We start from the raw sequence: 14832 nt of genomic DNA, 5'->3' as shown, positions 1-14832 counted from the left end.
CGTTTATATCATTTTGATCATTTCTTTTATATAAAGGAAAAATAAGAAATTAGAAAATGGAAACAAGCAATGAAGAGCACAACTGAAAGTAGCTTACACAGATGTTTATAAAAAGTTATAGAGCATTTCTTTGAATGAGGAATGCTTTTTGTTTTTGCTTGGAACGAAAATACACAACAAAAATATTATCTAAAATAATAATAATTTATTGCAAAACGATAAAATATATATTAAAATCAAAATCATAATAAATAAGTGTGGTGCTTTTTATGGAAAAGGTAACAACGTTATTTTTAAAATTAGAGGAGGTATAAATATGGACATTAACAATTTGATTATTGAAAATATGGATAACCCTCATGAGTTGGAGAGAATGTATAGAAAAGACCCGAAAGCTTTTAAAAAGTCATTCTCACAAGCATGGGCCCAAAACCCTGACTCTCAGGTGCTAGGTGCTTGGTATGAAAGGTTACATTTCAAGGAGACGGCAAATATAGAAAAATCTTCATTGTTTCAAAAAGGTTTCTTATTCATGGGCATTTTAGCTATTCTGGCCGGGATAAGCACCAGAATCATTTTCCATTTTGTCGAACAGGAAGCAATTGCTCCGATTAACCTGGCTTTTGGTATAATTCCCTTTATTGCTGCCTATTTTGTTTACAATAATACTCCGAAAAAAAGTATTATTTATTTTCTTGCAGCGTTGTTCCTAATTTCCGGGTTTTATCTTAATATGCTGCCATTAAATTATAAAGACAGTATTATCCTTGCTTATTTACACTTTCCCATATTCTTATGGGTATTGGTAGGGCTTGCATTTACAGGGAATGAATATTCAAAAGGCAGTACAAGATTAGCCTATATTAAATTTAATTTGGAATATTGTATTCTCTACGCCAGCATGGCAGTTAGCGGAATGGTACTAGCAGCATTAACCATGCAGTTATTTAGGTTTGTTGACTTGAATATAGAAGACTTCTATTTTAGTAATGTTGTTTTATTTGGTGCTGCCGCTCTTGCTATTGTGGCTGCATACCTGGTATCAATGAATCTGAAACTTGCTAAGAATATTACACCATATATAGCTAAAATTTTTAGTCCACTTGTCCTGATCACATTGTTGCTCTATCTAATAACGGTTATATGGGTCGGAAAAAATCCATTCTTGGACCGCAATTTCCTGATAGTCTTCAACGGAATACTCCTTGGTGTATTGGCCGTTACCATATTTTCCATTATCGAGAGCGACTCAGACGAGAAAAAGAACATTTCAGATTATATAAATTTTGCCTTAATTGTTCTTGCACTTATCATTGACAGTGTGGCTTTGTCAGCAATCGTGTTCAGACTTTCTTCTTATGGGATTACGCCTAATAGACTTGCTGCTTTAGGAGTAAACATACTTATCTGGGCAAATCTAATTTGGATTATGCTCTCCTATATGCGTTTTCTACAAAACAAATCCGGACCTTCAACTATCCAAGATGCCGTTACTAAGTATTTGCCGGTATACGGATTTTGGGCAGCTTTCGTTATATTTACTTTTCCTATAATTTTTAATTAGAAAGGCTCTGTTAATGTAACGAAAAGTTAATCTTTTATTATATCATTTTTATTAATGAGTAAGAGACGATAAGTATCGTTAATTCTATAATTTCTCGACAATAAAAAAACGTCCCGCAGTGGGACGTTTTTTATTATGTATATTGCTTTTTTTTCTTAATAAGCAGCAACACTTGCGAAATGCTAGCAAGCACAGGTAATTCAATTAACGGCCCAATGACCAAGGCAAGTGCAATAAGAGGTTCGTCTGGAAAAGCAGTCACAGCAATTGCGAGTGCAACAGGCGAGTTTCTCGCTAATGTTGTTAAGCTTAGGCTTACGGTGTCTTCATAGGATAAATGCATCATACGTCCTATAAACTGTCCTAGTATAAAGTTAATCATGAAGAACAGTAAGACTGGTATAAGTAACAATAAAACAACATTCATATTTTGTAATAAATACTTACCTTGTGAGGCAAACATCGCTAATATTGCTAAACTTAAAAATATAATTTGAGCAGAGCTGAAAAACGGAATGAGTTTATTCTCAAGTGTTTCAGCTTTTTTCATTTTATGCATAATGAATTTTGTAGCGTGTGCAAGTAAAAATGGTAAAACAAGTACAATAACAATACTTTCTACTAAAATAGAAATTTCTACTGCTTTCATTACACCAGCAAATAAAAACAAATAAATTGGTAGCAATAATACTTGTAAAATTAAATTTACCGGTAGAATTGATGTAGATAATGCGACGTTACCTTTTGCGATCTCTGTGAAAATTAAATACCAATCTGTACACGGAGTAACCATTAACATAATAAAGCCAACCCAAAGTACTGGGTGATCTGAAAGAAATAACGCACCTAATCCCCAAGCGAGAAAAGGTGTCCATATAAAGTTAATACCTAGGCTTGTTCCAGCGAATTTTAAGTTGCGGAATCCGTTTTTTATATCCTTTAAGGGGATGCTGAGGAATAATCCATAAAGCATTAAAAATAAGAAGGGGACAATAAATTTTTCTGAATACATATGTATTATATTAAATTGTCCTAATGTAACCCCGAATATAACAGCTGCAAGAATGATAAAGGTTTGAATCTTTTCTAAAGTACTCATTAATAAATCCTCGCTATAGATGAATTTCCCTCTCTAGTTGTATTATACAAGGTATTTCACTTATGTGTTTTTGAATTTATCATTTTGACTGAGGAAATATATTTCTTTATTATTTTTAATTCGAGATTTTTTGCTTTTTAAAAAGTTACTTGACTAAAGTAAGTAGTTATACTATACTCACTTACATAAGGTAATTAAATAAATAAAAGTTAAAACTTCGGTTTAAATAATGTATTTAAATGAGATAGTTTCAGCAGGACATGATGAAACCTTTTCTTAGAATAAGATTTTTAATGCTGATGAATAATGAATATGATAAGAAAGTTTAGGTGAAGAGAATGGGATTATTTAGCTCATTATTTGGTAAAAAAGAAGAAAATACAAAAGTAGAGGAGAATAAAACTATGTCAAAAGTATTATTTGTAAAAGCGAACGATCGTCCAGCGGAGCAAGCAATTAGTTCAAAAATGTATGAAACATTTGTAAGTGCTTATAAGGAAGCAAATCCGAATACAGAAATTACGGAGTTAGATTTATTTGCATTAGATCTTCCGTATTACGGAAATATCGCTATTTCAGGTGGATATAAACCTAGTCAAGGAATGGAGATAACAGCTGAAGAAGAGAAGGCAGTTGCTACAGTAGATAAATATTTAAATCAATTTTTAGAGGCTGAAAAGGTTGTATTTGCGTTCCCATTATGGAACTTTACAGTACCAGCACCATTAATTACGTATATTTCATATCTTTCTCAAGCTGGAAAAACGTTTAAATATACAGCGAACGGTCCAGAAGGTTTAGCTGGTGATAAGAAAGTAGTTGTTTTAGGCGCTCGTGGTTCAGATTACTCTTCTGAACAAATGGCTCCTATGGAAATGGCTGTTAATTACGTTACAAACGTACTTGGGTTCTGGGGAATTACCAATCCAGAGACAGTTGTAATTGAAGGACACAATCAATATCCAGATCGCTCACAGCAAATTGTTGAAGAAGGTTTAGAGAACGTTAAGAAAGTAGCGGCGAAATTTTAAATAATGATAGTAAATGTAAAAACCAACATGGATGACCATGTTGGTTTTTTAGTCTATTCCCTATGTTAAAAAATGTATATTTATAAAATAAAAGAAAAGTTTGAAAATAGTATTGCAAAATATTATATATCAAACTATAATAAGTTCAAGAATAGTTGATACTTAAATTAAATATTCAGAAAATTCAATTAGTTAAAATTGGAAAATGAGATAAGGAAATTTGAATGGGGGTTATATTATGGCGAATAAAGTACCATTTTCGTTTATAGTAGTTATCGGATTAATGTTATTTGCACTATTTTTTGGAGCGGGAAATTTAATATTCCCAGCGATGCTTGGTCAATCGGCAGGAGAGAATGTATGGATTGCTAACGCTGGATTTTTAGTAACAGGAGTAGGTTTACCATTACTAGGTGTATTAGCATTTGGTTTTTCAGGTAAAGATGATTTACAGTCATTAGCAAGTCGTGCTCACCCAGTGTTTGGGATTGTGTTTACAACAGTTTTATACTTAGCAATCGGTCCGTTATTTGCAATACCAAGAACAGGAAATGTTTCTTATGAAATTGGTCTTAAGCCTTTTATGCCAGAGGGATTAGGTTCTACACCTTTAATTCTTTTCACAATTATATTCTTTAGCATCACTTGTTTTTTTTCGCTAAATCCTGCGAAAATTGTCGATATTGTTGGAAAAATATTAACGCCAATTAAATTGACATTCATCGGTATTTTAGTAATCGTTGCTTTTATTCATCCGATTGGAGATATGCAAGCACCAGTGGAAGCTTATACATCACATGCATTCTTTAAAGGATTCCAAGAAGGATACTTAACGATGGACACGCTTGCATCATTCGTATTCGGAATCATCATCATTAATGCAATTAAAGAAAAAGGTGCGAAAACGAAAACACAAATTATGGTTGTTTGTGCAAAAGCAACACTGATCGCTGCATCTATTTTAGCAATTATTTATACAGCTCTTTCTTATATGGGAGCTTCAAGCGTTGCGAAGCTTGGACATTTAGAAAACGGCGGAGAAGTATTAGCAAAAGTTTCTAACTACTATTTCGGATCATATGGCGGAGTATTATTAGGGTTAATGATTACAGTTGCTTGTTTAACAACAAGTGTGGGACTTGTATCAGCATGCTCTTCATTCTTCCATAAGTTATTTCCAAATGTTCCTTACAAAGCAATTGCAATTACGTTATGTGTGTTTAGTGCTATTGTTGCAAATGTTGGATTAACGCAATTAATCGCAGTTTCTGTTCCAGTATTAACAGCAATTTATCCACTAGCAATCGTGTTGATTTTCTTAACATTCTTCCACTCATTATTCAAAGGAAGAGCTGAAGTTTATCAAGTGAGTTTAATCGTAACGTTTATCATCAGCTTATTTGATGGATTAAGTGCAGCTGGAGTTAACATTGAAGTAGTAAGCCGTGTGTTCACTAAATTCCTTCCGATGCAGGAAGTAGGATTAGGCTGGATCTTCCCAGCGATTATCGGTGGATTTATCGGATATGGCATTAGCATTTTAAAAGCGAAAAATCAAGTTCAACCAGCAGCTAGTGCGAATAAGAAAATAGGTTAAATTTAAAAAGTTATAGAATTTGATTCTATAACTTTTTTTGTTACTATTAATAATGAGAAAAAATAAAGTAGTAGGGGAAATGAAATGAAAAAAACAATTGATCATATCGGCATCGCAGTTCGTGATATAGATAGTACGATACATTTTTATAAAAAGGTTTTATCAGGAACTTTAATAGATCGATACGTAAGTGAAGCACCCGGTGTTGAAAGCGAAGTAGCTATTCTTGAAGTTGATGGTGATAGAATCGAATTACTTGCGCCAACGAATAATACAACTTCTCCAATAGCACGATTTATAAAGCAAAAAGGGAAAGGTGTCCATCATGTTGCGTATCGTGTAGATGATTTAGATGTAGCTTTAGAAGAATTAAAGGAACAAGGCATTCGAACGTTAGAGCATACCCTTCGAATTAATAAACATGGTAGACGATTAATTTATCTTAACCCAGCGGATACAGAGGGAACAATCATTGAGTATTGTGATTATCCGGAAGAGAAGTAAAGGAAGTTTATCCTTGAGAAAAGGTGTTACGTAATAACGTAACACCTTTTTAATTTGTGTATTTCTCTTTATATGGGAGTTTATTTCACATTTTTTTCACAAATGATTCACGATAACTTTTCTTCTTTAGAAACTTACATAAATATATTTTATGCTATAATGATAATCAACTTTAAAAATATTAGTAATATCTATGAAGGTAGCTACTATTATATTGGAAGTATAGAGGTGAGGAATAAATAGAGAGTGATAATAAATAGATCCTTATACTTAATCAGGTTAATATTTTATCAAGAAATAAAACTTGGGAAGTAAAAAGTAATGAAAGTGTAGTGACGAAAAAGAAAGAAGTGAAATGATTGTGAAAGTAATGCGAAGGTTAGGGGCATGGCTATTAATAGCGTGCGTGTTTATCATATTGATACCAAAAAGCACATCTGCTCATGCGTATGTTGTGAAATCAAACCCTACTGAAAATGAAACGTTGAAAAAAGCACCATCTATTGTGAAAATTGAATTCGATGAGGACATACAAGTTTCAAGTTTTAATACATTGTTCGTAAGAGATACCTCAGGTAAAAGAGTAGATTTAAAAGATGCTCATATTGATAAGAAAAACAAAAAATTATTAGAAGCTGGGTTAAAAGAGAATCTCAAAAATGGTCTTTACTCTATTCAGTGGAAAGCTATTTCAGCTGACGGGCATCCGATTCAAGGAGTTATTCCATTCCGGATTGGATTAGCAGAAGCGGGAACAGACGATATACAAGTAGAAGAGATGGGCTATGTTCCGCAAATCGATATGATCATGGAACGTGAGGTTCTATATACAAGTTTCTCACTATTTTTAGGAGTTCTATTCTTTAATCTTATTATGTATAAAGGGAATGCAACCCCAGTTCAATCAAGGAGTAAGAGAATAATATGGATATCATTATTTGGGATATTTATTAGTTTACTATTCAATCTACCATTGCAGGCGAAAATAAATGCTGATGTTTCATGGTTAGAAGCATTCGATCCTATATTATTAAAAGAAACATTACAGCTATCTGTTTTTGGTTATGTATGGATAACTCAAATGGCTCTTATTAGTACGCTTATAATTGTTACATATTTTGCGGTGAAGCGTGAAAAGCTTTCATCTTTTAAAGTATGGAGCATTCCAATTGTATTATTTATTGGGTTACTTGTTATGAAAGCCTTCAATAGTCATGCATATGGATTAAAGTTTAAAGAAATTGCTGTCGTTATGGACTTTCTACATTTATTCGCAGCTTCGTTATGGATTGGGGGGCTATCATCGATTGTTCTTCTTTTACGTAAAGCGGATGACAAGTGGACTATGTATTGGGATGCGATTAAGCGTTTTTCACCGTGGGCAACAGGTGCTGTCATAGTGATTTTATTAACGGGTCTTTTTAACAGTACATTTTTTATTCCCACGATCCATTCCCTATTTGATACGAAGTATGGATTGGCCTTATTAGCAAAGATACTTTTATTCGTGTGTATGGGGATATTGGGAATTATTCATTATGTGAAAGGGAGAATGCGAGCGCAGCAAAGGTTAGGAGCTACGGTGAAAGTAGAGTTTATCATTGGAATTATCGTTTTTGTAATCGTAGCGTTTATGACAAATGTACAAACGCCGCCGATGCCTCCTACGGGACCTTTTACAGAGAGTAAACAATTAGATAATGGATATGAACTTACTTTACATGTAAGTCCTAATAAGGTAGGACAGAATACATTTCATATTACTTTGAAGGATGAGAATGGACAGCCTGTTACTGATATGGAACAAATTGTATTGACGACTCAATCTTTAGATATGAATATGGGCAAAGGTTCATTTAAAGTTTCGGCAGTGTCACCGGGAGAATATGAAGCGGAAGGAATGTATATTAACATGACAGGAAACTGGAATATACATGTTCATGGGTTAACAAAATTCCTTGATAGTTTCGATATAGATTATAAATTTATTGTAGGTGGCAGATAAAGAGAAGTTACAGAGGAAAAGGAGTTATAAGAAAATGAAACGTATAAAAAAATTAGGAACAACAATGATAGTGACAATAATTGCAATGGGAATTTTTTCGTTACCTGTAAGTGCTCATGTGACTGTAAAACCAGCAACGTCTGACGTTAGCTCTTGGGAGACGTATACAATAAAGGTACCTGTTGAAAAGAATATGGCAACAACAAAAGTCACACTAAAAATACCATCTGGAGTTGAGTTTCAACAGTACGAGCCAGTGCCAGGGTGGAAAGTGGAAGAACAAAAAGATGCAGCTGGAAAAGTTAAAACTGTAATATGGGAAGCAACAGGAGAAGGGATTTTACCTGGCCAGTTCCAACGATTTACTTTCGTTGCTAAAAATCCAGATAAAGAGCAACAAATAGCTTGGAATGCATATCAACAATATAAAGATGGAGAAATTATTGAATGGACAGGCGATGAGAAAGCTGAGAAGCCGCATTCACTTACTACGATTGCAAAAGGTACATCATTAACAGGAGAACATGGTGAAGTATCTAGTGTGGAAAAAAATGAAGGTACAAGTAATATGCAAACAATAGCAATTGTCTTATCTATTTTGGCGATTGTATCGTCGGTATGTACGTGTATTTTTGTAGTACGTCGTAAAAAGTAGGGAACATTGAAAGGTCTCATTGAAAGTAATGAGACCTTTGTTAATAAAATTTTGAGATTAAGTAGCTTCGAGGGGGGATTAGAGCTACAAATACAACATGGTTTATTAAGAGAAGGAACTCAATTGACTGTCATTACTTCCTCGGGTAGGTTATCATGTTCGAGCCAGTTTTCAATTAAAGTATTAAATAGTTTGGGATTCGCTAAAGAGATTCCATGACCGACTTTAGGAATAATAATACCTGTGCAATTAGGATTGCCTTCAAGGATTTCAGTCATCGATTTTTTCATGATATTTTTTTCTTTTTCTCCAACCGTTACTAATATGTTGCTATTAGCATTCTCGAAGCCTTGTGGTATTGTAAACGACATATTTTCTTCTAATATCTTCACAAATGTATTTTTACTTATTTGACAACTGTCATGATAATAGTTATCAAAGTTTTTTTCATCTATGTACATTGATTTTGCTTGTATTTTGGAAAACGACTTACTCTTTATAAGTGGGTAGGTTAAGCCAAGGGATCTTATTAATGTTTTAGCGAAAGGAATTGGTTTAACTAATGCGCTATTTATCATAGCGTATTGAATTAAGTTTGGTTTCATTTCATGCTGAGCATTGCAATTAATACTTGAGCACCTAACGAAAAGCCGATTACTATAACAGTTTTACCTTGTCCTTTTTCTTTAATTAATTCAATGATTTTTTCAGCACTAAAGTTAATTGAAAAATGTTCCTTGTTGCTATTTTTCCCTTGTTCAGGTAAATCAGGAACAAGGCAGTGAAAGTTAGTAAAATGTTTAATTTGTTTGTCCCACATCCATCCACTGACTCCACCCCCATGAATAAAAACCATAAGTGGAGAGCTTGAATCTCCAAATTCTTTATACTGTAAAACCATATAATTCCCCCTTATGATTAGAATGGTTAGTCCATCCATGTGTATTAGAGATAATATTTTTACTACTTAATTATCATCATACAATAAAAAAGAAAAATTTTCCTTTTGTCAAGATTATAAGTGACTGTACTCATAAAATGGTAAAAAAGAAAGAGCCTACAAGCAGTAGGCTCTTTCTCATATTTATTTCACTTCAACTTGCTGCCCTACAGCAAGTGCTTTCGGCTTTATATTTACAAAACAAATGCTTACGATAATAAATAAAAGTCCGATGAATAAGCTAATTGTAATGGCCTCATGTAAGAAAATAGAGCTTACAATAATAGCGATAAGAGGGATAAGGAACGTATAAGCCCCCACTTTACTTGCCTCACCAGCTCCTACAAGTGTAAAGTAAGCGAGCCATCCCATTGCAATAACAAAGACTGAGATGAATAGTAGTACACTTACAAATGGTATACTCCAAGCGATGTTAGACCAGCTTTCAAATTCTGAACCGAATCCGATTAAGCAAAGTCCGCCAATAATAAGCTGAAGTGTTACCATCCAAATGGCATTAACGCGGTGTCCAGTTTTCTTAATAAATACTGTGCCGAGTGCCCAGCCGATAGCACAGCCTAAAGCAAGTAGAACACCGATAATAGAAATATGTCCAGTTAAACTACTAGAACTAATAACCCCTACACCAATAAATCCAAGAATAAGTCCGAAAATTTTCAAGCCATACATTGCCTCTTCAAGCCAAATCCATGAGAAAATGCCAAGTAAGACGGGTTGGAGAAATACGATTGCGGAGAATAGTCCGGCGGGCATGTATTGAAGTCCGACAGTTTGTAATCCGTAAAATAAAATAATATTGAGTAAAGATGAAATAAAGTATAGATGCCAAGTTTCCTTTAAATTTAACTGTTTGTATTTCGGTAATGCGAAAATAAGTAGGATAAATCCTCCTATTAATGTTCTAATCCCTGCAAAGAGTACGGGTGGTGTGTAATGCAAAGCGAATTTTGATAACGGCCAATTAATTCCCCACATAATAACGAGAAAGGTAAGAATTATGGCCGTCTTAGTTCGAGAAAGCTGTGTCACTGCAAGACCTCCTTGTTGTTATTCATTTCACTATGATATGATATCGACTATGATAAATAAAATGAATCTTTTTTATAAGGAGTATAAGTGATTAGTTATGACCATTACACAACTGCAAGTATTAATAAAAACTGTTGAGTTAGGTAGTTTTACGAAGGCTGCTAGGGTGTTAAATATGACACAGCCAGCTGTAAGTCATGCGATTTCAAGTATTGAGTCAGAGTTAGGAGTTACCATTCTTATACGCGATAAACGAAAAGGGCTAATTGTTACGGATGTTGGAAATAGAATTCTTGTACATATTAGAGAAATCTTAAACGGCGTTGAGAAGATTGAACAAGAAGTGGCGATGGAGAAAGGGCATGAAGTCGGAACAATTCGAATCGGGAGTTTTCCGAGTGCCTCGGCATATTTTTTACCCAAAATGATTAATATATTTCGTGAAAAGTATCCGAATTTAGAATTAGTTCTTTGCGAGGGTACACTTAAAGAAGTAGAAGATTGGCTAGTATCACGAGTAATTGATATCGGAATTGTTATTTTACCTAATAAAGATATGGAAATTGTGCCCTTAACGAAGGGAAAAATGGTTGTTGTCTTAAGAGAGGATCATCCTCTTTGTAAGAAAGATTCTATTACAATAGATGATTTAGAGAATGAACCGATCATATTATGTAAGGGTGGGTACGAACCACCCATTATCGATATGTTTAAACAAGCGAACGTACCACTTCGGGCCGAATATATAATTTCAACAGTTACAACAGCTTTAAATATGATTCAAGAAGGATTAGGACTCGCAATTTTGGCTGAGTTATCTTTGACGAGTTTACCAAAGAATATACAAACGAGAGAATTGGAACCGCAAGTATGGAGAGAAATTGCTTTAGCTGTTCCTTCATTAAAGGATTCTTCACTCGCTGTACAGCTATTTATTGAAGAATTCCAAGAGTTGTTTGCAGAATAAGAAGGGATGTCTCATATAATGTAATGAGACACCTTTTTTATTTGCTTTAAAAAATCTGTAAAAAAGATTGACTTATCTTTTCGTTGTAACTATAATGATTACATCGAGGTGGTGATCACGATGAAAATTAGTAGCCGCTTTTCTATAGCTGTTCATATGTTATCTATTTTGAAAAATAATCCATCTTCAGTTTGCACTTCAGACTATATGGCCGAAAGTGTAAATACAAATCCGGTAGTAATTCGTAAAATAATGTCTTACTTGAAACAAGCTGGATTTGTTTACGTAAATCGTGGGCCAGGTGGTGCGGGATTATTAAAGGATTTACATGAAATCACATTGTTAGATGTGTATCATGCAGTGAATGTAGTAGAAGAAGACAAACTATTTAACATTCATGAACAACCAAATCCAGATTGTCCAATTGGAGCAAATATTCAAGCTGTGTTAGAAGTTATTTTAATTCAAGCTCAATCTGCGATGGAAGAAGTTTTGAGAAATATTACGATGGGGCAGTTATTTGAATCTTTACAACAAAAAATGAATGCATAATATGATAATCGCAAGTCTCTAAAAGAGAATGCATATTTTTTTCTTAAAATTGTAACTATTTCAGTTACATCTAAAAATAAAAAGAAGGTAAGGTGTAAAAGATATGACTGTAAAAATGAAAGTATACTCAGATTTTATATGCCCGTTTTGCTTTTTAGCAAAAGGCCCATTAGATGAAGTAGCGAAAGAGAAAGATGTGGAAATCGAATGGATGCCATTTGAATTGCGTCCAAGTCCATATTCTAAAATAGATCCTTGGAACGAACCAGATAAGTTAGGTTCATGGGATGCTTTCATTCTTCCTACTGCAAAAAAATTAGGAATTGAAATGCGCTTACCACGTGTTTCACCGCATCCATACACACATTTAGCTTTCGAAGGATGTCAATTTGCGAAAGAACGTGGACTAGGAAATGAGTATCATCACCGCGTATTCACAGCATTTTTCCAAGAAGAGCAAAACATTGAGGATATTGATGTTTTAACAAAACTGGCGGTAGAAGTAGGACTTCCTGAAGCTGAATTTAAAGATGCTTTAGTAACTCGTAAATATAAAGAAAAGCATCAAGAAGCAATTCAGCATGCATATGATGAAGCGAATATTATGGCGGTACCAACTGTCATGATTGGTGATGAAGTCATTCAAGGGCTTGCTAGTAAAGAAACGTTACAAAGAGTAATTGATAAGGAAATTGAAAAAGATAAAACAAATTCATTTGAGGGAATGAAATGTAATACGGATGGATATTGTTAATTCGTCTTGCATGAAAGAATCATATTGATTTGTTTAAATAAAAAAAACATACATTTGGAGGAATTACTATGTCAGCAACTACAACAAACTTAAAAGAAGCAATTGTGAACCGTCGTTCAATTCGTAAAGTAACAAAGAGCGATGCAATTACGAAAGAAAGAATTGAAGAAGTTTTAAAAACAGCTTTACATGCACCGACTTCTTTCAATATGCAAAGTGGCCGTATGGTTGTATTAATGGATGGAGAGCATGAAAAGTTTTGGGATATCGTAAAAGAAACACTTAGATCACGCGTGCCAGCAGAAAACTTTGAAGCGACTGTAGAAAGACTAAAAGGTTTCCATGCAGGTGTAGGTACAGTTCTATTCTTTGAAGATCAAACAACGGTAGAAAAAATGCAAGAAAATGCACCATTATATAAAGATCAGTTCCCATTCTGGTCTCATCAAGGAAATGCAATGTTACAACATACTGTATGGATGCTATTATCAGCTGAAGGAATTGGAGCGTCATTACAACATTACAATCCAATCGTAGATGCTGAAGTGAAAGCAAATTGGAACATTCCAGCAGAGTGGAGCTTAGTAGGACAAATGCCGTTTGGTGAACCAAATGAACAGCCGGGAGAAAGAACATTCTTACCTACTGAAGATGTAGTGAAATTTTATTAAGAAATTCAATGTGTAACAAGAAGGGATTTGTTACATACTTATCAAATTTAAAGGACAGCCCATATTATAATATGGGCTGTCCTTTAGCATAATAATGAAAAAGTTGTTATAGGAACAAATTTTTAAATATGGATTGATGACTTAAAATAAAAAATCTATTGTGTTTATCCCACTATTTGAATGCAGTCCCACTGATTAAAGTTTCACTTTATTTTTTTGAAATGACAGTAAACATCCCCGTCATGTTTGGTGAGTAATCTTTAAAATCATATTTTTCATAGAAAGATTCTTTACCTTGCGATGCAAACAAACCGACAAACGCCTTATCAGGGGCATTCTGATTTAAGTATTCAACCAAGATATGCATTATTTTTTTCCCAATACCATTTTTCTGATAATCTGGATGAACCACTATATCTTGAATATAGAAATAGATAGCCCCATCACCAACAATTCTCCCCATGCCCACAATTTGTTCATTATCCTTGACTGTGATGCAGTGGATAGAATTCTTCAGTGATGTTCCCACCACTTCAAAATTCATATAATTAGTCCATCCAACAGACTCGCACAAATATTTGTACTCTTCCAATGTTGGAATGTTATTTTTAAACTCATATTTCTTCAAAATGTATCCTCCAAGTCCTCAATTTCAACAAATAAATAAATTCGACATTTTTTTATCTATTCCTCTTATGCAACTAAACTCCCTTTAGCTATTTAATTTAGTACAGCTTATTTGTGTTAATTTATAAGAGTTTAGGGAAGAAATATAAGAAATGATCTGGTGAAAAAGGAAGTGGAAATATGAGTGATGAGAAAAAATATACAGTGGTAGGTACTGATGTCGAGGAAGTAAAGCGTTTAAACAAAAATTCAGGTTTAACGTAAAACCAAGTGAAGGAATTGTTAGCGAAGCAAATGCAAAAAAGAAATGATTAGATTGAAATAATTAAGCTTTTCATTTAGCATTTTTCTAGAGAGAGTTAAGTAATAGATAACTCTCTTTTTTCAATATGAAAAATCTACTAAGGAGCAACAGTCTAAAAATAGACGTTCTCCTAAAATATAGAGTTGAAAAATAGTTTTTAGAAAAGTATTAGATGAAAAATCCGACATTAGAAAAGAAAAAAAGGATTCTTCCTAATTAGTAAGAAAGATTGTCTATAGAAGTTCATAAAATGTAATATATTCAATTTCCATCCATTGAAGGGGGAGGTTAATTTTTAATGAATGAAGTGAAAAATTTCTTTCGAAGTAGAGGGTTTCAACGGTTTCTCGTTTTAATAATATTAGTGCTTGTATTGTATGGATTAAAAAGTATGATTAATTTAATATTAATTACGTTTATTCTCACGTTTTTGATGGATCGATTTCAAAAGTTCATTTCAAAAAAATTGAAAGTAAATAGGAAAGTGGTTATTGCTGGTTTATATATTGTAT

The 14832-nt window shown here is 33.6% G+C and carries 13 protein-coding genes and 2 pseudogenes; 11 read left to right on the top strand and 4 right to left on the bottom strand.

What is annotated here, in order from left to right; genetic code table 11:
• Window positions 1-316: 316 nt before the first annotated feature.
• Window positions 317-1564 carry a DUF4153 domain-containing protein gene (locus V7038_RS25165; protein ID WP_002202382.1) on the top strand — a complete coding sequence of 416 codons (1248 nt, stop codon included), beginning with the start codon at window positions 317-319 and terminating at the stop codon, window positions 1562-1564.
• Window positions 1565-1697: 133 nt separating this feature from the next.
• On the opposite strand, the gene V7038_RS25160 is transcribed toward V7038_RS25165, so the two are convergent.
• Entirely contained in the window at window positions 1698-2663 is a 966-nt protein-coding gene (locus V7038_RS25160; RefSeq protein ID WP_070128226.1) for an arsenic resistance protein, read from the bottom strand.
• 338 nt (window positions 2664-3001) lie between these two features.
• Between V7038_RS25160 and V7038_RS25155 the strand changes: the two genes are divergently transcribed.
• The 5 genes from V7038_RS25155 (at window position 3002) to V7038_RS25135 (ending at window position 8455) form a co-directional block, all read left to right on the top strand.
• Entirely contained in the window at window positions 3002-3694 is a 693-nt protein-coding gene (locus V7038_RS25155) for an FMN-dependent NADH-azoreductase (protein ID WP_335695803.1), read from the top strand.
• A gap of 238 nt (window positions 3695-3932) precedes the next feature.
• The gene (gene brnQ, locus V7038_RS25150; protein ID WP_002158307.1) at window positions 3933-5291 is read left to right on the top strand and encodes a branched-chain amino acid transport system II carrier protein; all 1359 of its coding nucleotides are present in this window, start codon (window positions 3933-3935) and stop codon (window positions 5289-5291) included.
• Window positions 5292-5375: 84 nt separating this feature from the next.
• Window positions 5376-5795 (top strand): VOC family protein, encoded by a 420-nt coding sequence (locus V7038_RS25145; protein WP_002202379.1) that lies wholly within the window; start codon window positions 5376-5378, stop codon window positions 5793-5795.
• Between the two features lie 355 nt (window positions 5796-6150).
• The gene (locus V7038_RS25140) at window positions 6151-7800 is read left to right on the top strand and encodes a copper resistance CopC/CopD family protein (protein ID WP_070128228.1); all 1650 of its coding nucleotides are present in this window, start codon (window positions 6151-6153) and stop codon (window positions 7798-7800) included.
• A gap of 34 nt (window positions 7801-7834) precedes the next feature.
• On the top strand, window positions 7835-8455 hold the full coding sequence (locus V7038_RS25135; protein WP_002202377.1) for a YcnI family copper-binding membrane protein: 621 nt from the start codon (window positions 7835-7837) through the stop codon (window positions 8453-8455).
• A gap of 119 nt (window positions 8456-8574) precedes the next feature.
• On the opposite strand, the pseudogene V7038_RS25130 reads toward V7038_RS25135, so the two are convergent.
• Window positions 8575-9356 (bottom strand): annotated as a pseudogene (locus tag V7038_RS25130) (alpha/beta fold hydrolase).
• A 183-nt stretch (window positions 9357-9539) separates the two neighbouring features.
• Window positions 9540-10445 (bottom strand): DMT family transporter, encoded by a 906-nt coding sequence (locus V7038_RS25125; protein ID WP_002202374.1) that lies wholly within the window; start codon window positions 10443-10445, stop codon window positions 9540-9542.
• Window positions 10446-10542: 97 nt separating this feature from the next.
• Between V7038_RS25125 and V7038_RS25120 the strand changes: the two genes are divergently transcribed.
• The 4 genes from V7038_RS25120 (at window position 10543) to V7038_RS25105 (ending at window position 13389) form a co-directional block, all read left to right on the top strand.
• Window positions 10543-11412 (top strand): LysR family transcriptional regulator, encoded by an 870-nt coding sequence (locus tag V7038_RS25120; RefSeq protein WP_002202373.1) that lies wholly within the window; start codon window positions 10543-10545, stop codon window positions 11410-11412.
• 120 nt (window positions 11413-11532) lie between these two features.
• Entirely contained in the window at window positions 11533-11964 is a 432-nt protein-coding gene (locus V7038_RS25115) for an Rrf2 family transcriptional regulator (protein ID WP_002202372.1), read from the top strand.
• A 103-nt stretch (window positions 11965-12067) separates the two neighbouring features.
• Window positions 12068-12718, top strand: coding sequence for a DsbA family oxidoreductase (locus V7038_RS25110; RefSeq protein WP_335695802.1), 651 nt, complete (start codon window positions 12068-12070; stop codon window positions 12716-12718).
• A 68-nt stretch (window positions 12719-12786) separates the two neighbouring features.
• Window positions 12787-13389: a nitroreductase family protein gene (locus V7038_RS25105; RefSeq protein ID WP_070128232.1), complete on the top strand. Its 603-nt coding sequence runs from the start codon at window positions 12787-12789 to the stop codon at window positions 13387-13389.
• 208 nt (window positions 13390-13597) lie between these two features.
• On the opposite strand, the gene V7038_RS25100 is transcribed toward V7038_RS25105, so the two are convergent.
• Window positions 13598-14017 (bottom strand): GNAT family N-acetyltransferase, encoded by a 420-nt coding sequence (locus V7038_RS25100; RefSeq protein WP_002202369.1) that lies wholly within the window; start codon window positions 14015-14017, stop codon window positions 13598-13600.
• A 601-nt stretch (window positions 14018-14618) separates the two neighbouring features.
• On the opposite strand from V7038_RS25100, the pseudogene V7038_RS25095 reads away from it, so the two are divergent.
• Window positions 14619-14832: pseudogene (locus tag V7038_RS25095) on the top strand (AI-2E family transporter); the annotation flags it as partial.

It is taken from the genome of Bacillus sp. JJ783 (assembly GCF_036963225.1).
In the GTDB taxonomy this organism is placed as follows: Bacteria; Bacillota; Bacilli; order Bacillales; family Bacillaceae_G; genus Bacillus_A; species Bacillus_A cereus_U.
Note: the sequence above shows the minus strand (reverse complement) of the source record. Positions and strands in the feature narration are given on the sequence as shown.